This is a genomic window from Halogranum amylolyticum (assembly GCF_900110465.1).
Classification (GTDB): domain Archaea; phylum Halobacteriota; class Halobacteria; order Halobacteriales; family Haloferacaceae; genus Halogranum; species Halogranum amylolyticum.
Genome location: NZ_FODV01000009.1, coordinates 35291 through 53964, shown reverse-complemented (window position 1 = coordinate 53964; position 18674 = coordinate 35291). Strand labels below are relative to the sequence as shown.

19 protein-coding genes are annotated in these 18674 nt (G+C 67.2%); 10 read left to right on the top strand and 9 right to left on the bottom strand.

Annotation, left to right across the window (positions count from 1 at the left end):
- The first annotated feature begins 68 nt into the window (after nucleotides 1–68).
- The 3 genes from BSG17_RS15565 to BSG17_RS15555 are packed head-to-tail and all read left to right on the top strand — an operon-like array spanning nucleotide 69 to nucleotide 2085.
- Nucleotides 69–1382, top strand: coding sequence for an oxidoreductase (locus tag BSG17_RS15565; RefSeq protein WP_089825729.1), 1314 nt, complete (start codon nucleotides 69–71; stop codon nucleotides 1380–1382).
- Between the two features lie 44 nt (nucleotides 1383–1426).
- On the top strand, nucleotides 1427–1801 hold the full coding sequence (locus BSG17_RS15560) for a winged helix-turn-helix domain-containing protein (protein ID WP_089825727.1): 375 nt from the start codon (nucleotides 1427–1429) through the stop codon (nucleotides 1799–1801).
- Nucleotides 1801–2085 carry a DUF7521 family protein gene (locus BSG17_RS15555; RefSeq protein WP_089825725.1) on the top strand — a complete coding sequence of 95 codons (285 nt, stop codon included), beginning with the start codon at nucleotides 1801–1803 and terminating at the stop codon, nucleotides 2083–2085. Before BSG17_RS15560 ends, BSG17_RS15555 begins: the two co-directional genes overlap by 1 nt.
- A 179-nt stretch (nucleotides 2086–2264) precedes the next feature.
- On the opposite strand, the gene BSG17_RS15550 is transcribed toward BSG17_RS15555, so the two are convergent.
- A complete protein-coding gene (locus tag BSG17_RS15550; protein WP_089825723.1) occupies nucleotides 2265–2816 on the bottom strand; it encodes a DoxX family protein in 552 nt (183 codons plus the stop codon).
- 150 nt (nucleotides 2817–2966) lie between these two features.
- Between BSG17_RS15550 and BSG17_RS15545 the strand changes: the two genes are divergently transcribed.
- The 3 genes from BSG17_RS15545 (at nucleotide 2967) to BSG17_RS15535 (ending at nucleotide 6024) form a co-directional block, all read left to right on the top strand.
- The gene (locus BSG17_RS15545) at nucleotides 2967–4448 is read left to right on the top strand and encodes an AMP phosphorylase (RefSeq protein ID WP_089825722.1); all 1482 of its coding nucleotides are present in this window, start codon (nucleotides 2967–2969) and stop codon (nucleotides 4446–4448) included.
- 52 nt (nucleotides 4449–4500) lie between these two features.
- On the top strand, nucleotides 4501–5460 hold the full coding sequence (locus tag BSG17_RS15540; protein ID WP_089825720.1) for a ribose 1,5-bisphosphate isomerase: 960 nt from the start codon (nucleotides 4501–4503) through the stop codon (nucleotides 5458–5460).
- Between the two features lie 72 nt (nucleotides 5461–5532).
- A complete protein-coding gene (locus tag BSG17_RS15535) occupies nucleotides 5533–6024 on the top strand; it encodes a redoxin domain-containing protein (RefSeq protein ID WP_089825718.1) in 492 nt (163 codons plus the stop codon).
- 3 nt (nucleotides 6025–6027) lie between these two features.
- Here the strand turns inward: BSG17_RS15535 and rbcL are convergent, their stop codons facing one another.
- The 3 genes from rbcL to BSG17_RS15520 form a co-directional block, all read right to left on the bottom strand.
- Nucleotides 6028–7275, bottom strand: coding sequence for a type III ribulose-bisphosphate carboxylase (gene rbcL, locus BSG17_RS15530; protein ID WP_089825716.1), 1248 nt, complete (start codon nucleotides 7273–7275; stop codon nucleotides 6028–6030).
- Nucleotides 7276–7338: 63 nt separating this feature from the next.
- Nucleotides 7339–8277, bottom strand: a complete 939-nt coding sequence (locus BSG17_RS15525) for a calcium/sodium antiporter (RefSeq protein WP_089825714.1) — start codon at nucleotides 8275–8277, stop codon at nucleotides 7339–7341.
- A 9-nt stretch (nucleotides 8278–8286) separates the two neighbouring features.
- Entirely contained in the window at nucleotides 8287–10227 is a 1941-nt protein-coding gene (locus BSG17_RS15520) for a DEAD/DEAH box helicase (protein ID WP_089825712.1), read from the bottom strand.
- A gap of 79 nt (nucleotides 10228–10306) precedes the next feature.
- Between BSG17_RS15520 and BSG17_RS15515 the strand changes: the two genes are divergently transcribed.
- Nucleotides 10307–10975 (top strand): ABC transporter ATP-binding protein, encoded by a 669-nt coding sequence (locus tag BSG17_RS15515; protein ID WP_089825711.1) that lies wholly within the window; start codon nucleotides 10307–10309, stop codon nucleotides 10973–10975.
- Between the two features lie 37 nt (nucleotides 10976–11012).
- On the opposite strand, the gene BSG17_RS15510 is transcribed toward BSG17_RS15515, so the two are convergent.
- From BSG17_RS15510 to BSG17_RS15495, 4 genes are all read right to left on the bottom strand, one after another.
- Entirely contained in the window at nucleotides 11013–11420 is a 408-nt protein-coding gene (locus BSG17_RS15510) for a DUF7534 family protein (RefSeq protein WP_089825709.1), read from the bottom strand.
- 58 nt (nucleotides 11421–11478) lie between these two features.
- The gene (locus tag BSG17_RS15505; protein WP_089825708.1) at nucleotides 11479–12627 is read right to left on the bottom strand and encodes a pyridoxal phosphate-dependent aminotransferase; all 1149 of its coding nucleotides are present in this window, start codon (nucleotides 12625–12627) and stop codon (nucleotides 11479–11481) included.
- Nucleotides 12624–13028 carry a 6,7-dimethyl-8-ribityllumazine synthase gene (gene ribH, locus BSG17_RS15500; protein WP_089825706.1) on the bottom strand — a complete coding sequence of 135 codons (405 nt, stop codon included), beginning with the start codon at nucleotides 13026–13028 and terminating at the stop codon, nucleotides 12624–12626. The genes BSG17_RS15505 and ribH overlap by 4 nt, the downstream gene beginning before the upstream one ends.
- A 558-nt stretch (nucleotides 13029–13586) precedes the next feature.
- Complete coding sequence (locus BSG17_RS15495; RefSeq protein WP_089825908.1) at nucleotides 13587–15713, bottom strand: S9 family peptidase; 2127 nt, start codon at nucleotides 15711–15713, stop codon at nucleotides 13587–13589.
- A gap of 110 nt (nucleotides 15714–15823) precedes the next feature.
- On the opposite strand from BSG17_RS15495, the gene BSG17_RS15490 reads away from it, so the two are divergent.
- Nucleotides 15824–16609: an inositol monophosphatase family protein gene (locus BSG17_RS15490; RefSeq protein WP_089825704.1), complete on the top strand. Its 786-nt coding sequence runs from the start codon at nucleotides 15824–15826 to the stop codon at nucleotides 16607–16609.
- Nucleotide 16610: 1 nt separating this feature from the next.
- Here BSG17_RS15490 and BSG17_RS15485 read toward each other — a convergent pair whose 3' ends face one another.
- Nucleotides 16611–17537, bottom strand: a complete 927-nt coding sequence (locus BSG17_RS15485; protein WP_089825702.1) for a DUF4349 domain-containing protein — start codon at nucleotides 17535–17537, stop codon at nucleotides 16611–16613.
- Nucleotides 17538–17725: 188 nt separating this feature from the next.
- Between BSG17_RS15485 and BSG17_RS15480 the strand changes: the two genes are divergently transcribed.
- Both BSG17_RS15480 and BSG17_RS27095 read left to right on the top strand, forming a co-directional pair.
- Nucleotides 17726–18415 (top strand): YqjF family protein, encoded by a 690-nt coding sequence (locus tag BSG17_RS15480; protein ID WP_089825700.1) that lies wholly within the window; start codon nucleotides 17726–17728, stop codon nucleotides 18413–18415.
- 117 nt (nucleotides 18416–18532) lie between these two features.
- Entirely contained in the window at nucleotides 18533–18670 is a 138-nt protein-coding gene (locus tag BSG17_RS27095) for a hypothetical protein (RefSeq protein WP_170864824.1), read from the top strand.
- Nucleotides 18671–18674: the final 4 nt, after the last annotated feature.

Below are 18674 nucleotides of genomic sequence, written 5' to 3'. Positions count from 1 at the left end.
ACCGTGACCGACGTTTCGGAAATTCGAACAATGATTACTGTTTTGATATTTCAGAGAGACAGACGACTATGACGCGGTTGGAAGATCCGCTCGACGTCGGCGGCGTGCGTGTTCCGAACCGGCTCTATCGAGCGCCGCTGTTGGAGTGTGCCGGCAACGGTCCCGACGCGGTCGATACGCTCGTCGCCGACCTCGAGCCCGCCGCGCGGGCCGGTGCGGGGCTCGTCTGCCAGGGGGCGGCCATCGTCCGCGAGGAGGGCGGGTGTGCCGCGCCGAACATGACGTCGGTCGCGGACCCGTCGTTCGTCGCCGACCTCGAACGGCTCACCGACGCTGTGCACGCCCACGGGAGCAAGATCGCCATCCAACTGGAACACGGCGGGCTCCGGAGCATGGAGACGTGGCACGCCGCCTACCGCCGGGAGCATCCGACCCTCCAGCAACTCGCCGTCTCGCGTCCGCCGTTCCCCCTCCGGCTGCTCGACCGGGCCGGCCTGCTCTCCTACGACGCCAAGGTGCTGTCGACGGCGGAGGTGTACGACCTCGCGGCCGACTTCGGCCGCGCCGCCGCCAACGCCGTCGACGCGGGCTACGACCTCGTCCACCTCGCGGGGGCGAACATGGGTATCGTCCACCAGTTCCTCTCGCCGTTCTACAACCGCCGGAACGACGAGTTCGGCGACGGCGTCCGGTTCCTCGAAGTCGTCCACGACGAGATCCGCGACCGGGTAGGCGACGTCCCGCTCGCGACCAAAGTCCCCACGGAGACGGAGGCTCCGTCGTTCGTCCGCCCGCGACTCACACGCGGGGAGACCGTCGGCGTCTGTCGGCGACTCGCCGAGATCGGCTACGACGCGCTCGCCCCGGTCAACGGCTCGGTCGTCTGGGATATGAGCATCATCCGCGGCGCGTTCCCCGCCCGCGCCTGGCGGGACGGACAGTTCCGCGACGGCTACGTCGAGACGTTCGGCGGGCGGACGCGGGCGTTGCTCGTCGCGCTCGGCAACTGGATCGAGTCCCGCTGGTACGACTTCGAACCGGCGTGGAACGCGGAGCTCTGTCGGGACGTCCGCGACGCCGTCGACGTGCCGGTGCTCGCGGAGGGCGGCATCCGCCAGCGCGGACAGATCGACCGCCTGCTCGGGCGCGACTGCGACATGGTCGGGATGGCTCGTCCGTTCTACGCCGAACCGGAACTACCGGCACGATTGCTCGCCGACGAGAACGACGAGAGCGTCGCGCCACAGACGCGCGTCGTCTGTGAGAACTGCAACAACTGTACCGTCCCGCAGGCGACCGGTGCGCCGGGCATCTGCCGAACGCCAGCCGTCTTGAAACGTGCCGGCGAGTTGCGGCGGCAGCACGCGTACGACCGCGACTGAACGAACCGCAAACGTTAGCCCAGCCCAGTATCAACTTATCGACAATGTTACGTGAGCGGTCTACACGCGACGAGACGGACCTCCAGTCCGTGCTCACCGTGCTCGACGACCCTGCCTCGCGGACGATCATCAGGCGACTCTCGGAACCGATGACTGCGAGCGAACTCTCGGAGGTCTGTGACATCCCGCTGTCGACGACGTATCGCAAGCTCGAACGGCTGACCGAGGCGGGACTCCTGGTGGAGTCGACGGACGTCCGGACCGACGGTCACCATACGGCCCGCTACGACGTCGCGTTCGACTCCGTCACCATCGCGCTCGCCGAGGACCGGCAGTTCGAGGTGACGCTCGAACAGCGGGCAGCGACACCCGAAGACCGCCTGGCGGCGATGTGGGCAGAGGTACGGAGGGAGAGCTGATGACGACGTCGGCGGCGGTGGCGACGGCCATCGTCATCGCCAAGACGGGGATTCTCGTACTCGGGGGACTCATCACCTACTTCAGCTACAGAGCGTACCAGCGAACCGGCGCACGGCCGTTGCGACTGCTGGCAGTCGGATTCGGCATCGTCACCTTCGGGTCGCTGCTCGGCGGCGTGCTCGACCAGATCGTGGGGATCGAACTCGCGACGAGCGTCCTCATCGACTCGCTTCTGACGCTCGTCGGGTTCGTCGTCATCTTCTACTCGCTGTACGCCGAATAGTCCCGTAGGTCTTCGTCTCGAATTTGAGCGAACAGCCCGCGTCGGTCGGCGTGAGTCGAGTCGCGACGGAGCGCAGACGGTTCGGGGCGAGGCGAAACACAGAACCGAGCGACCGCTCGCTGTCGGAAAGGTACGAAAAGGAGAGAGATCGGTCGAAAGCGAGGACCGAGTCGAAGCGCTCAGCCGAGGACGTAGTCGAGCGCCGGGTACTTCTCGATGAGGGGGACGCCGCCGACCTCGTACTGCTCGATGTAGGCGTCGAGGCCGAGGATGCGGCCCGCGCCGAACGCGGCGAGTGCGAGGAACAGCAGCATGTAGGTGAAATCACCGTTGATGACACCGTGTGCCACGTCCCAGTTTCCGAGGTAGAACATGAGCATCATGACAGCACCCCAGAACGCCGCAAAGCGGGTCAGGACGCCGAAGATGAGGGCCAGACCGATGGCCAGTTCACCCCACGGGACCGCGAAGTTGACGAACTGTAGGAGCAGGTCGTTGGTCGCGAACAGCTGGAGGAACCCCACCGCCGGGCCGCCGTTCTCCGGAACCGCGAACATGAGGTAACCGCTCGCGTTGAACGCTTCGGGACCGATGATCTTCTCGACGCCGGCGTACGCGAACGCGTAGCCCAGCATGAGACGGAGGGCGAGAACGAACCACGCGCTGAGGCTGTGGGCTTCTCCGGTGACAGTCAGACCGCCGACCTTGCTCTGGAATGTGTTAGTGCTCATCGTTATTTACCTTGTACAGATAGTCAGATGCCCGGAGAGTGGTTATAAAGGAAGGGTGGTTCTCACCCGCCGAGAACGAGAGACTGCGTCGCAGTGTCAGAGGTCGTTCCGCCCGAGGAAGTTTATCTATCTTGGCACACTATGTCACGCATGCAACTGACCGCTCAGGAGATCGATATCGGCTCTCGGTCGCCGACCGTCCTCCTCAACACCGCCGACGCCGCCGAACTCGGCGTCCACCAACTCGATCGCGTCCAGATCGAACACGACGGTCGCATCAGCATCGGCATCGTCGAGTTCACCGACGAACTCGTCGACCCGGGAACGCTCGCCGTCACGCGCCGCCTCGGCCATCTCTCCGGCCCCGTCGAGGTCATCCCCGCACCGCAGCCGCGGGCGGTCCACTACATCAAGAAGAAGCTCGACGACATCGAACTCGACAAACCCGAACTGCACCGCATCGTCCTCGACATCAAGGAGGACCGCCTGTCGGACGTCGAACTCGGTGCATACGTGGCGGCGACGTACACGAACGGGCTGTCGCTGGAGGAGACGATGCATCTCGCCGAGTGCATGGCGGAGGTCGGCGACGCCATCGAGTGGGAGGACACCGCCGTCGTCGCCGACAAACACTCTATCGGCGGCGTCGCCGGCAACCGCGTCACCCCCATCATCGTCCCCATCGTCGCCGCGGCGGGGGTGAAGATCCCCAAGACGTCCTCGCGGGCGGTCACCTCCCCCGCCGGCACCGCCGACACGATGGAGGTGCTCTGCGACGTCGAGTTCTCGCTTGCAGAGATCAAGGAGATCGTCACCGAGACCAACGGCTGTCTCGTCTGGGGCGGGTCGGTCAACCTCTCGCCCGTCGACGACAAGATCATCCGCGCGGAGACGCCGCTCTCTATCGACCCGCCGGGGCAGATCATCGCCTCGGTGCTCTCGAAGAAGAAGAGCGCCGGGTCGAACCACATCGTCGTCGACGTCCCCTACGGCGAGGGGGCGAAAGTCGAGAGCCTCGCCCAGGCCCGAGAGTTGGCGGAGGACTTCAAACGTGTCGGCGACCACCTCGGGATGGCCATCGAGTGTACCATCACCCGCGGGTCACAGCCCATCGGTCGGGGGATCGGCCCGGTGCTCGAAGCGCGGGACGTCCTCGAGACGCTCGCCGGAGGCGGTCCCGAGGAACTCCGGCTGAAGAGCGTCAGACTCGCCGACATCCTGCTTGGGTCCTGCGGCTGTGCGGAGGACGCCACGGAGATCCTCGACTCCGGGCGAGCGATGGCGGCGTTCCGCGACATCCTCGCCGCACAGGGCGGCGACTCCGACGTCACGGTCGACGACCTCGTCCCCGGTCGCCACGAACTCCCGGTCGCTGCCGATCGCGAGGGCATCGTCACCCACGTCGACAACCGACTCGTGAGCGACGTCGCCCGCCGTGCCGGCGCGCCGAAGGACAAGGGCGCGGGGATGGTGCTCCACTGTCGCGTCGGCGACAAGATCGGCGTCGGCGACTCGCTTTTCACTGTCCACGCCGAGAGCAAGGAGAAACTCGCGGACGCCGAACGACTGGTCGAACGCAGCGAGACGATCCGGGTCCGGAGTCGGGACGAGGCGCTGGTCGAGCTGGTCTGAGTCGCGCGCCTCCCGGGCGACCCTTTTACTGTTCGGTTGCCTTATGTGTGGTATGGAACCGCACGTCAACCCCGAGGTTCGTCGCGTCGCCGACGACATCGGTTCGATGGAGATCCGCGGTGCGGCCAAGATCGCCGACGCGGCGGCGGCGGCGCTCGCGACACAGGCGAAAGAGAGCGACGCGTCGACGCCGGAGGCGTTCCGCTCGGAGATACGGGTGGCCGCCCGAACCCTCCACGACACCCGACCGACGGCGGTGAGCCTCCCGAACGCCCTCCGATACGTCCTCCACGGAATGGAGGGGACGACCGTCGAGCAACTGCGTGAGAGCACCGTCGCGGCCGTCGAGCGCTTCCGGGAACGACTCGAACGGTCGCAGGCGGATCTGGGTGCCGTCGGGGCCAACCGCCTCAAGGACGGCGACCGTATCATGACGCACTGCCACTCGACGGCCGTCCTCGCCTGCGTCGAGGCCGCCGTCGCCCAGGGAAAGGAGCTGACTGCCGTCGTCAAAGAGACGCGCCCGCGGAACCAGGGCCACATCACCGCCGAGCGCCTGCACGAACTCGGCGTCCCGGTGACGCTCGTCGTCGACAGCGCCGCCCGGCGGTATCTCAACGGCGTCGACCACGTGATGGTCGGTGCCGACAGCATCGCCGCCGACGGCAGCGTCATCAACAAGATCGGGACGAGCGGTCTCGCGGTCAACGCCCGCGACCGAGGAACGCCCGTCGTCGTCGCCGCCCAGACGTTCAAGCTGCATCCGGGGACGCTCACGGGCCACAGCGTCGACATCGAGATGCGCGAGGAGTCGGAAATCGTCTCCGCCGAGGAGCGGGCCGCCATCGGCGACCCGACCGTCGAGAACCCCGCCTTCGACGTGACGCCGCCGCGGTACGTCGACGCCATCGTCACCGAACGCGGGCAGTTCCCGCCGGAGAGCATCGTGATGCTGATGCGCGAGCTGTTCGGCGAGAACACGACCGAACCGTGGCTCCAGTCGGTGACGTAGTCGGCGTCTGCGACCGTCCACGCCGACCGAGTGCGGGGCAACCGTGAAATATCGGCCCCACGACTGGGTCGTATGGTCGACATCGGCGAGGCGGCACCCGACTTCACAGTACCGAAAGCAGGCGGCGACGCGTACAACGACGTCGAGGAGTTCACGTTCGGCGACGTCGTCGGCGACGGACCGACCGTCCTCGCATTCTACCCCGCCGCGTTCACCAGCGGCTGTACGGCAGAGATGTGCGCGCTTCGGGACTCGATGGGGCTGTTCGACGACCTCGACGCACAGGTGTACGGCGTCAGCGTCGATCTCCCGTTCTCGCAGAACGTCTGGATACGAGAGGAGAACCTGAACTTCCCGATGCTGTCGGACTGGGACCACGAGGTCATCCGGAAGTACGACGTCGTTCTCGACGACATGTACGGGATGATCGAGGTCGCCGAGCGCAGCGTCTTCGTCGTCGACACCGACGGCGTCGTCACCTACCGGTGGGTCCGCAAAGGCGACAACCCCGACTTCGACGAACTCGTTACGGAGACGCGAGACGCGGTCGAAGACGCTCTTTGATCCTCACCGTGGCGTCTCCGTTCCCCACTTCTCCAGCGCGGTCGCCAGTTCGGAGTGCCCCTGGGCGTACACCTCGATCGGCACGTCCTCGGTCACGGAGTCGACCGCCTGCCGAAGCGCTGCAGCACCAGCTCGCGTCCCGTCGGGGTGGCCGTGGATGCCGCCGCCGGCCTGGATGCAGAGGTTGTCGCCCGCGGCGTCCATCAGCTGCGGGACGAGTCCCGGGTGCAGTCCACCGGAAGCCGTCGGGAGCACGTCGTTCAGCCCGTAGAGCTCCGAGCGCAGCCACTCGTTGATACCGACCGTGTCCTCGTTGGCGAGTTTGCCGAGTCCGACCGTCCCGGTGTGGAGTTGGTCGACGCCGCAGAGTCGCGCGACCTGTGCGATGACGCGCATCGAGACGCCGTGGTCCGGCAGTCGGTCGAAGGCGGCGTGCATCGCACGATGGGCGTGGATGGCCAGCCCCAGTTCCTCACAGCGTTCGCGGACGGTCTGGACGGCCGCCCACCCGCAGGTGACGACGTCGACCATGACGTACTCGTTGCCCAGTGAGGCAGCCTCGTCGACGCGTTCGAGCATCTCGTTCGTCTCGGCGGTGACGTTGACGAGGTAGCTCTTCTTCTCGCCCGTCTCGTCCTCGGCCTCGTCGCGCATAGCGAGACTCTCTGTCAGGCGATCCGAGTAGGGGTTGAACGACTGGTCCGTGAGGTTCTCGTCGTCCTTCAGGAGGTCGACGCCGCCGATCCACGCCTCGTAGCCGACCTCGGCGTGACGTTCGGTGGAGAGGCCGACTTTGGGCTTGGGGACGGTCGCGAGGATGGGGCGGTCGTCGACGCCGAAGATCTCCCGGCGGACGCCCGACCCGAACTGCGGTCCGGGGTAGCCCTCGACGATCGCCTCGGGCCACTCGCAGTCTTCGAGGCGGATCGTGTCGACGGCTTTCATCCCCATGATGTTGCCGGCGATGCAGGAGAGCACCTGCGGCATGTTGCCCGGTTCGAACAGACCGGAAGGGTAGGCTACTTGGATGGTGTCGCCGTCGATCGCGAACGTCGTCGCCCCCATGTCGGTGAAGGTGTCGTCGATATGGAGCGGGGCCCACGTCCCGTTAGAACTCTCGGAGGCAACACGGCTGGCGGCGGCCTCCATGCTCATCTCCTCGGCGGGGTCGATGCGGAACGTACAGACGAGGTCCGTCTCGGTCGGGGTGTACGACAGGTCCAAGAAGTCCTCGTAGCTGATTCCGGACATGCCGTGCCATACGTTGTCGAGGATGATAAATCGGCGGTTCGAACAATCGCGTTGACACGACTCTCAGAGGAGAACGACACTCGGGACGTACAACAAGAGACAGACCACCGCGAGTCGACGCGAGATGCCACGTCGCCAGTAGAGTAACCCGACGACGACGAGCGAGACACCGAGCATGTACGTCGTCGTCCGCGTCATCGAGGCGACGTCGGTGACGACGACGTCCGCGACGAGCGCACCGATGCCGAGCGAGAACACCGGGTCGGTGATGTTGCTGCCGAGTAGCGATCCGACGGAGATGCCGCCGTGACCACGGCGAGCGGCGACGCTGGCGACGACGATCTCCGGTGCGGTCGTCCCGAGTCCGGTCAGAAGTCCGATGGTGTACTCCGAGATGCCGGCGACGCGCGCTAGCGCGGTCCCGTTCGTCACGAGAAGATGGCCACCGACGACGACGAGTGCGAGCCCACCGACGACCCAGGGGAGTTCCCGTCCCGGCCGTTCGAGTTCCTCGTCGACGACCTCCTCGGTGATCTCGGCACCACCCTCGTTCGTGTAGAGCGTGTAGATGAAGTTGACGTACGCGAGCATCATCAAGAACCCCTCGGAGCGCTGGATGCGGCCGTCGTCGAGCGTGAGAAGCATGACGATCATCGCGAGCGTCATCGCGCCGCCGTAGACGAGCACGTTCCGTCGCTCGGCGACGATAGGCGAGACGAGTGCGACGACGCCGACGGCGAGGGTGATCTGTGCCGTCTCGGAGCCGACGATGTTGCCGACGACGATGTCGCCCGCACCGTAGAGCGCGGCGTAGACGGAGGTGGTCATCTCCGGCACCGACGTCCCGACCGAGATGACGGTGACGCCGACGAAGAACGCCGAGACGCCGTAGAAGCGGGCGATGTCGGCCGCGGCCGACACGGCACGCTCCGCGCCGACGACCAGCGCGACGAGGCCGACGAGAAACAGCGCGAGTTCGACGGAGACGGAGCCGGAGACCATCGGTGAGGCTCAGAGACGACTCCGCACACGACCGACCTCGGGGACGTCGAGGTCCAGAAGCGTCGCGAGCGCGTCGGCCGCACCGAGCAGCCACTCGGTACGCTCGACGCGGGACTCGAGGTCGCCCGGGCCGATGCGGTAGTTCTCGACGATAGTCTCCATGCTCTCGCCCTCGGTCCACTCGTGGAGGATGCGGGCGGTCTTGACCGTCTCCAGCCACCGCTCGAACTCCTCGGCGTCGTTCATGCCGACGGTGAACTCCGCGTCGTGGGCGCGGGCGAACTGGTACATCGCCGCCCGTTCGCGGTTGCCGAGGTAGGTGTCCTGCATGTCGGGCGTGTCGGCGACGAGTTGGAGGACGGTCAGCCCCGTCACGCTCTCGTCTCTCATCTCGACGGCCCGTCGGAGGCCCGCGACGATGCGCGCGCCGGTCTCGGGGGCGACGTACTGTTTCGACACCTGCGCGCCGAGGTCGGTCGCGGCGAGCGTCCCCGACCCGCTGTCGGTCAGCATCTCCATCCCGACCAGCTCGGTGATGACCGTGTCGACGATGCCCGACAGTTCTGCGACGGGCGTCCGGTGGGCGTAGAACGTCGCTCCGAGTACGTCGAGAACGGTCTCTCGGGAGTCGGCGAACCCGGTGGCGACGATGGAGAGGACGTGCGTCCGGAGAGCGTTGCGGTCGCGGAGTTTCGACTCGACGGCCTCGGGGTCGGCGTCGACGTAGCGCTCGTCGAGCTCCGCCTTGGAGGACTCGTCGCCGACGAGCACCGCCTCGCCGTAGGGGTCGAGATGGGGACGTCCCGCCCGCCCGCACATCTGGTGGACTTCGAGGACGGGGAGATACTCCATCTGCGACCCCGTGTAGCGCTGTTGATCGCGGACGACCACCCGACGGGCGGGGACGTTCACCCCCGCGGCGAGCGTCGGCGTCGCACAGATGACCGCCAACTTCCGGTTCCGGAAAGCGGTCTCGACGACCGCACGGTGCGTGCTCCGGAGGCCGGCGTGGTGGAAGGCGACGCCGTCGCGGACGCAGTCGGCGAGTCGCTGGCCGGTCGTGGTGTCGTCGACGGCCGTCAGGTCGTCGGCGACGGCGTCGGCCTCCTCGGAGCCGAGTCGTTCGTGCGCGAGCCGTTGGGCGAGTGCCTCGGCCTCGCGGCGCGAGCGGACGAACGCGAGACACTGTCCGCCGACTCCGTTGACGGCGTCGTCGACGAGCGCCACCGTCGCTTCGGTCTCGTCGTCCTCGCCGTCGGGTATCTCGCCGTCTTCGCCCTCGCCGACGCCCACGCTGAGGTCGGTGCCGTCGTTGAACTCGACCGAACCGTCGGCGTAGACGCCGGTCCGGAGGTCGACCGGCCGCCACGTCGACTCGACGAGGTCGGCGTCGAGCCAGTCGGCGATGTCTTCGGGGTTGTCGACGGTCGCCGAGAGCGCGACGATCTGGACGCCGGGCGCGCGTCGCTGGAGGTTCGCGAGCGTCACCTCGAGCGTCGGTCCGCGACCCTCCGCACCGAGGAGGTGGACTTCGTCGACGACGACACAGGCCAGGTCGGACACCCAGTCTGCGCCGTTCCGGATGGCCGAGTCGACCTTCTCGGAGGTGGCGACGACGATGTCGTGGTCGGCCAGTTCGTCGGCCGGCGAGTCGTAGTCACCCGTCGAGATGCCGACGCTCACGCCGGGGAGCGCCGAGAACGACTCGTACTTCTCGCGGGCGAGCGCGCGAAGCGGACAGATGTAGAGTCCGGGGCCGTCGGCCGTGAGCATCGCGAGTTCGGCGACGAGTGTCTTCCCCGACGCGGTTGGGATGGCGGCGACGACCCGGTCGCCGTCGACGACGCCGGCCTCGACCGCCTCGGCCTGCGGCGGATAGAGTTCCTCGATCCCCAGCGACTCGTAGTGGTCGAGGACCGGGGCAGGAAGTGGAAGATCCCGGACGTGCATTACTCCCTTCTGGTGGCCCGACCGCATAAAAACCCACGGCGCCGGGCAAGCTTTCTCCGCCGGTCGCCTCTCTCCGGTCGTGAGCGTCATCGAACTCCGGAACGTCGTCAAGCGCTACGACACCGGCGGCGAGGTCGTCGAGGCGTTGAAGGGCGTCGACTTCGCCGTCGAACCCGGCGAGTTCGTCGCCGTGATGGGACCGAGCGGGAGCGGGAAGTCGACGATGCTGAACGTGCTCGGCCTACTGGACGTCCCCACCGAGGGGACGGTACTGCTGGACGGTCGCGACGTGACCGACTTGACGGACGAAGAGCAGACCGAGGAGCGACGACGCTCCATCGGCTTCGTCTTCCAGAACTTCGCGCTCGTCCCCACGCTCTCGGCGATAGAGAACGTCGAACTGCCGACGCTGTTCGCCGGCGACGGGGGAGGTCGCGAGCGCGCCGAAGAACTCCTGCGACGTGTCGGACTCGGAGACCGACTGGACCACCGGCCGACGGAGTTGTCGGGAGGACAGAAACAGCGCGTCGCCATCGCCCGCTCGTTGGTGAACGACCCTCGGATCCTCCTCGCCGACGAGCCGACCGGGAACCTCGACCGCGCGACCGGCGAGAGCGTGCTGGATCTCTTCACGGAACTCCGCGTCGAGCGCGACGTGGCCGTCGTCGCGGTGACGCACGACCCGCAGGTGAGCACCTACGCCGACCGGACGGTGCGACTGGTCGACGGGCGCGTGCAAGGGGAGTAGGCGACGAGGATTCGAGGAGCCGAGTTCAGGAGTGGACTCAGCGCAGTTCCGCTCGGACTCTGCCCCAGAGATCGCGGAACACGACGAGGTACGCCAGCGGGAGGGAGAGGAGTAGCGAGCCACCGGCGTAGAGCGACTGAGTGAACGGGTCCGGGGGTGCGAGTGTCGCCGCGAGGACGAACGAACCCGTCACCGCGAGGAGGAGCGTCCACGCGGTTCGTTCCCAGCGCGACGGTGGATACTCGCGCGGCCCGTAGCTGCCTCGCGTGAGGTAGTAGACCAGCGCGACAGGACCGAACACGGCGGTGACAGCGCCGAGTACGGCAGCGAATCGGACGTCGCGGGCGCGGGCGTCGGCCGAGACGGCGAAAGCGATCACGAGGAGGAGCGTCAGCCAGACGGCCAGTATCGGGAGGAAGTCGACGGGAAACGGGAGGGCGAACATTTGCGACGCTTCTATCTACTCCGACAAATAGCTTCAGAAAGAAACCGTGGCCGGCAGCTTAGAAGTAGCCGTGCTGGGCGAGACGTTCCACAGCCTCGCGGAGGCGCTCCTCGCTGGCGGCGTAGGAGATGCGGACGTAGCCCGGCGCACCGAAGGCGCTCCCCGGCACTGTCGCGACGTGGGCGTCTTCGAGTGCGGCCTCGGCCCACGACTGGTCGTCGTCGTCGACGGGGAGCATCATGTAGAACGCGCCGTCGGGGACGGCGACGTCGACGTCGTGTTCGGCCAGCAGGTCGACGAGCATGTCGCGGCGCTCCTCGAAGGCGGCGCGCATCTCCTCGACCGACTCGTCGGTGTTCTGCAGCGCCTCGATCCCGGCGTGCTGGACGAAGTTCACGGCTGAGGAGACAGAGTGCGAGTGGAGTTTGCCCGCCTGCGAGACGAGTCCCTCGGGGGCACAGAGGTAGCCGAGACGCCACCCGGTCATCGAGTAGGCCTTCGAGAAGCCGTTGATGGTGACCGTCCGCTCACTCATGCCGTCGAGGGAGGCGAGGCTGGTCTGCTCGACGCCGTAAGTGATCTCGTCGTAGATCTCGTCGGCGATGACCGTGACGTCGTGTTCGACGGCGAGGTCGCGGACGCCTTCGAGGGCTTCTTCGGTGTAGACCGCGCCGGTCGGGTTCGACGGGGAGTTGACGACGAGGAGTTCGGTATCGTCGGAGACGGCCGCTTCGAGGTCGTCGAGCGCGGGTTCGAGCTGGAAGTCGTACTCCGAGAGGCCGACGCGCGTCAGGTCGCCGCCGGCCATCTTCACCATCGCCTCGTAGGAGACCCACGCGGGGTCGAGCAGTACGACCTCGTCGCCGTCGTCGACGAGCGACTGGACGGTCTCGTAGAGCGCCTGCTTCGCGCCGGGCGTGACGATGAGGTTCTCCGGGCCGCAGTCGATGCCGTCGGCCTCTAGCTTCTCGACGATGGCGTCTTTCAGTTCGGGGACGCCGTTCGAGGGGGCGTAGCCCGTGTGGCCCGCGTCCATCGCGTCTTTGGCGGCGTCGACGACGTTCTCGGGCGTCGGGAAGTCCGGTTCGCCCACGGAGAGGTCGACGACGTCCTTCCCCTCGTTCTCCAACTTGCTCGCGAGGTCACTGATCGCCAGCGTCGCGCTCGGTTCGACACGGCTAACCCGGTCCGCAAACTCCATGCTCATGCTAGTACCTCCACCATCTCGATGGCGGCACTAACCGCTTCCGCTCCTTTGTCGACGCGCTCTCGCGCTTCGGCACCGCTCATCCCCGGCCCGGCGACGCCGAACGTCACGGGTGCGTCGCGATCGAGACTGACGTCCGTCAACCCCTGCGCTGCCGCGTCGGCGATGACCTCGTCGTGGTTCGTGTCGCCGGTGACGATTGCACCGACGACGGCGACGGCGTCGACGTCGTCGCGGCGGGCGAGTCGGTCGGCGGCGAGCGGCGCGTCGTAGACGCCCGGTACTTCGTACGTTTCGGCGATGTCGGCACCCGCGTCGGCGGCCGCCTCGCGGGCGGCCTCCTCCATCGGGCCGGTGACGCTCTCGTTGAACTGCGCCACCACGAGTCCGAGTGTAACCATGAGAGTGCGGTTCGCTGGGCCGGTAAAAGAGGTATTCGTTGGCGGCGAGTGTTTGATCCCTCTGTGTTGTGAGTGGTCGAGAGATCGTCGTAGATGTGTGAACACTAAAGAGAACTACTCGAAAGCTCCACACGTTCTCGACTAGTCCCACCGATCACGGCCTCAGACCTCCCCAGCCTCGTCCGGCGCATGAACGCGCCGGACTCCCTCGCACGAGTGGCTTTCGGCGACGAGACGCCGGAAAGCCACGCGCCACGGTTGGTCGATCTACGGGTGCTGGCCGCGCGACGGCGCGGCCGACATGCGGAGGGTAGGCGCGGTGCGGTGCTGTCCTGGCGGACTGCAAAGGGCGAGTGCTCTCGGCGGTCCCCGGAGGACGCAAGCACCGTGGTTCGAGAGAGCAAAGCTCTCTCGTCATGCCGAAAATCTCCGATTTTCGAGACAGCGATCGAAGTGACCGAGGAGCACAGCGACTCCCGGAACTCCGAGAGTACGAGGGCTTTGTCAGGAAACCCGAACCACCCCTCGGAAAGCGAGTTCACCAGTAGTTCGCACGCCTCAGTCGTCGGACTCTACGGTAGGGTCGTACCTCTCGTACCACCCTAATATCTCCTCCAAGCGGTGAATCGCTCGGTCCGGGTCGCCGATGTTGTGGTGCTCGTCGGGATACACCACCAACTTGGCGTCCACGCCTTGCTTCTTCGCGCTCACGTAGAGCTGCTCGGACTGGCTGGACGGACAGCGCCAGTCCTGACCACCCGCCATGACCAACAGTGGCGTGTCGAGGTTGCCGACGTCAGTGATGCTCGACGCCGCCTCGAACGTCTCGCCGTCTTCCCACGGGAGACCGAACTCGTGTTCCATCCCGACGTGCGTGTCGTCCGTCCCGAACGCCGACCGGATGTCGTAGAGGCCGTGTTCGGGCACCGCAGCCGTCAGGACGTCTGTCTGTGTGACGAGGTAGCCCTGCGCGATACCACCGTAAGAGAAGCCGTAGCCGAAGACGCGCTCGGGGTCGGCCCACCCGCGGTCGACGACGTTCTCGACGCCGGCCACGATATCGTCGACTTCGACGGTTCCCCACTGACCGTAGAGTTCCTCGGTGAACGCTCGGCCATACGAAGAACCGCCGCGGTAGTTCGGCCGGAAGACGAGATAGCCGCGCGAGGCGAGTGCAGCGTGAGCGAAGTAGAACTCCGGTTCGTCGTAGGAGATGGGGCCGCCGTGGATGGCCACGACGAGCGGCCGCTGTTCGTCCGGGTCGTCCGGGTCGAAGTCTGCGGGGTGATAGAGCAGTCCGTCGATCTCCCAGTCGTCACTCTCGTAGCTGAACCGCCTGCACGCCGGGAACTCGTACTCGTCGAGGAGGTCGGCGTTCAGCGTCGAGAGTCGGCGGAGCGACTCGGGGTCGTCGTCCGCGCCGGCGTCGAGGTCCGCCACGTCGACGGCGAACAGATCGACGCCCTCCTCGGGGTGCGAGAAGACGAACGCGGCCGTGTCGCCGGCGACCTCGAACGCCTGAATCGCCCGGTCGGTCCCCTGTGCCTCGAACGTGCGCTCCGTCTCGCCGTCGAGCGGGATACGCAGGAGTCGCGAGCGGGCCTCGTCGGCAACGACAGTACAGAGCGTCTCGTCGTCAACCCACTGCGGCGTTCCACCCCAGGCGAGCGTCCGGTCGACGTCGGCCGTCAACGACTCGTACTCGCCGTCCTCGTAGACGAACACCTGTGACGGGAGATACCAGTTCTCGGGGTCCTGTCCGACGAACGCGAGTCGGTCTCCCTTCGGACTCCATCGCGGCGTGTAGAGCATCAGGTCCGAGTCCGTGAGTTTCCGCAGGTCGTCGCCGTCGGGTCTGATCGTGTAGAGGTCCGCGACGAAGGTGTCGTCGGGATTCTCGGTCCGTGTCGACACGAACGCGATGCGGTCGTCGGGTCCCCAGCGTGGCTGGAGCCCCGAGAAGGCGTTCGAAGTACCACTACTGTGTGCGTCGTCCAGTCGCGTCTCCTCGCCGGTCTCGGCGTCGACGACGAACAGGTAGGTCGTCACGCTGTCGAGCCAGCCCTTCCCGTTCACCTTGTGCTGGAGGCGCTCGGTGACGATGGGGCCGCCGTCCTCGCGTTCGTCGAGATACTCTTGCTCCTCCTCGGTCGGATCGCGGGCGGCGACGACCAACCGCTCGCCGTCGGGTGCCCAGTCGAACTCCGAGACGCCCTGCTCGCGGTCCGTCACCTGCCGGGCGTCGCCGCCGAGTGCGAGATTGAACAGCCACACCTGCGACTTCGGTTCGTCGCCGTTCGCGCCGTTCCCCCCGTCGGGACTCTCCGCGTCGTCGCCGTCGTCCTCGTCACCCTCGTCGGACGACGTCTCCTCGTCGTCCTCGTCCGATTCTTGCCGCCCCACCCGCCGTTCCGGGTCCTCCTCGCGGGCGGCGAGGAAGGCGAGTCGCTCCCCGTCGGGACTCCACGCCGGCGCCGACGCGCCAGCAGTTCGGGTCAGTCGGTGCGGGTCGCGACTGCCGTCCGTCGGCGCGACGAACAGCGCGGCGACCTGTTCGTCCTCGTCGGGTGCGTACTCGGTCGTGGTGAACGCGACGCGGTCGCCGTCGGGCGAGAGCGCGATCGACGTCGGCCGCGTCAGATCGTAGAGGGCGTCGAGCGGCAGTTCCGGTGAGTCAGACGACATGACTTCTCGGAGCGAGGGGGGATACAAAAGGTTGCGGGAGGCGTGTGTCTCGTCCTCACACGACACTGGGCGACCGAACGTCTCTTGCCGGACGACCGACTGCAAGTCGTATGAACGAACCCCACGAGCGCGCGAGTCGGGACGCGCTCGCGGACGTCGCGACGCGAGCGGTGCGGGCCGGCGGCGACTATCTCGCCGGCGAGTTCCGGAACGGCCGCGTCGACGGCGAGTACGGCAGCGACGACGTGAAGGCGGTCGCCGACCACGAAGCCGAGTCGCGGGTGCTGGCCGTGATCCGCGAGGCGTATCCCGAGCACGCCCTCCACGGCGAGGAGTCGGGACGAGTGGGAGAGAGTCGCTACGAGTGGGTTGTCGACCCACTCGACGGTACCAACAACTTCGCCAGCGGTCTCCCCTCCTTCGCCACCGCCGTCGCCGTCCTCCGCGACGGCGACCCCGTCGTCTCGGCCATCTACGAACCGCTCCCGGACACGCTCTACGTCGCCCGCGACGGGGCGGGCGCGACGGTCGACGGCCGACCGTTGGCGACCGGAAGCGACGTCGCTCTCGGCAACGGCACCGTCTCGTTCGTCGTCGGCCTCCCCGCCGTCCGCGACGAGGCGCTGGCCGCACGAGCGGACACCATCGAGACCGCCCTCGACGGACGGTGCAAGCGCGTGCTGAACACGTGGTCGCCGTGTGTCGACTGGGGACTCGTCGCCCGCGGCTCGCTGGAGGGTATCGTCTGTTTCCACCCCGACGTGTACGAACAGCACGCCGGCGAACTGCTCGCACGGGAGGCGGGCGTCGTCTCGGCCTCCCGCGAGGGACTGTACGTCGGCGCCGGCGACGCCGAGACCCGCGACGAACTGCTCGCCGTCGTCGACGGCGTCTGAGCTAGCGCAGCCGTCGGAGCCACCGCCGGCGACGGACGAACAGCGCCGCTCCCACGAGCGGTAGCCCGAAGACGAGGACGTAGGGCGCGGCGTAGGCGGCCCCGACGAACGCCGCTCGGAGGACGACGATCACGCCGTCGACGGAGTCGAGGAAGGCCGTGACGGCGCTCGTGTCGTACCACGCCGCGCGACGGATCTGCTCGTACTCGGGTCGCGGCTCCGAGAGTTCGACCGTGAGCGTCGAGTAGGCGATGCGGCCTTCGAGCGCACGCAGTCGCGCCTCGGTCCGTTCGATCTCCTCTTGGGTTTCCGAGAGTTCCTGGCCGACCCGGAGCACGTCCTCGGTCTCGTTGGCGCTCTCGTAGAGCGTCCGGAGGCGGTCGCGTTCGGCTCTCAGGTTCTCCAGGCGCGCCTCGAGGTCGACCACCTGTTCGGTCACGTCCTCGGTCGCCGTCTTCGACTGCTGGACCTCGCCCTCGGCTCTCACGTCGTCGAGGAGGGCGCTGAAGTTCTCCTTCGGCACGCGGAGGACGACCGTCCCGGTCGTCCACGTCTCGTTCTCCCGACCGCGGACCTGCTGTGACGTGTCGCTGACGTAGCCGCCGCGCGCCTCGACGGCCGCCGTCAGGTTCCGCTCGGCGGACGCGAAGTCGTCGACCAGCAGTCGGACCTCACCCGTCCTGATCAGTTCCCGTCGGGCGGCGAACTGCGTGGAACTGGCGCTCTCGGCGTCGCCGGACTGTGCCGCTTCGTCGGCGCTCCCGCCGTCGCCACCGCTCGACGCGGCAGGGGTCGACTGGTCGAGGTTCGTCGCCTCGCCGCCGGCGTCGTTCCCGCCCGCCGCGCTGTCTCCGGCACCCGAACACCCCGCCAAGACGACGAGGAGGGCCAGAAGCACGGTCACGAAGAGTCGTGGTCGTCGTCGCATGGTCAGAGAGACGAGACGTCGGTCGTTAATCGTTGCCAAGAGTCAAAGAGCCGTTTCACCAACCGTGTGTGCCGGCAGCGGCGTTCGACGAGGCGGTGGCCCGGCGGCCCGTCGTGTTCACCGAAGACCGCCACCCAGTCGGCCGGTCGGCCCGTCAAGCGCAAGTGTCCTCCCTGCCAACTGGACGTATGAAGCGAGATCTGGTGGCGATGACGTGGGTCGACGGCCTGTTCGTCCACTGGCCGGTCGACCCCGCTGTCGTCGACGAGCGACTGCCCGCCGGACTCGAGGTGGCGACGTACGACGGCGAGGCGTGGCTGGGCATCGTCGCCTTCGAGATGACCGACATCCGTCCCCGCGGGTTCCCCGTCGGTCTCGGCTTCCCGGAGCTCAACCTCCGCACCTACGTCGAACCCGAAGGCGGCGGTCGGCGCGGCGTCTACTTCTTCAACCTCGACGCACGCGACCCGATCGGGGTCTCTATCGCCCGCCTGTTCTTCGCACTCCCCTACTACCGCGCCGAGATGCACGTCTCACGACACGGCGAGGAGGTACAGTTCACCCACCAGCGACGACACCCCGGAGCGACGCCCGCCCACTTCGACGCCGTCTACCGACCGGCGGGCGACGTCTTCCGGGCCGAGACCGGGTCGCTGGAGGAGTTCCTCGTCGAGAACTACCGCTTCTACACGCGGGGGCGACGACTCTACCACGGCGACATCCGCCACGACCCGTGGCCCCTGCAGGAGGCGACCGTCGACGTCCGCGCGAACACGTTGTTCGAGGCGAACGGGTTCGACCGTCCGGACGGCGAACCGCTCGTCCACTACGCCGACGAACTGCACGTGACTGCCGACCGGATTCGGCGAGTGCGCTGAGAGCGCCGTCGGTCGCGTCCGTGTGTCCGTCACTCACAGGAGACGACAGATCGCTCCGGAACAGGATATATAATATTTCCATCATTATTATCCCGTCGCCGCCCGTTCGTCCCACTGATGGACGAGACCACTCACTTCGAGAGCCTGCGGGAACCGACCGCCCCGATACGGATCGAGCTCGACTCGGAGACCGGAGAGATCCGCATCCACCGAGAGACTGCGCTGGGCTCCGTCACGGAACACGTCGACCGGTGACGGC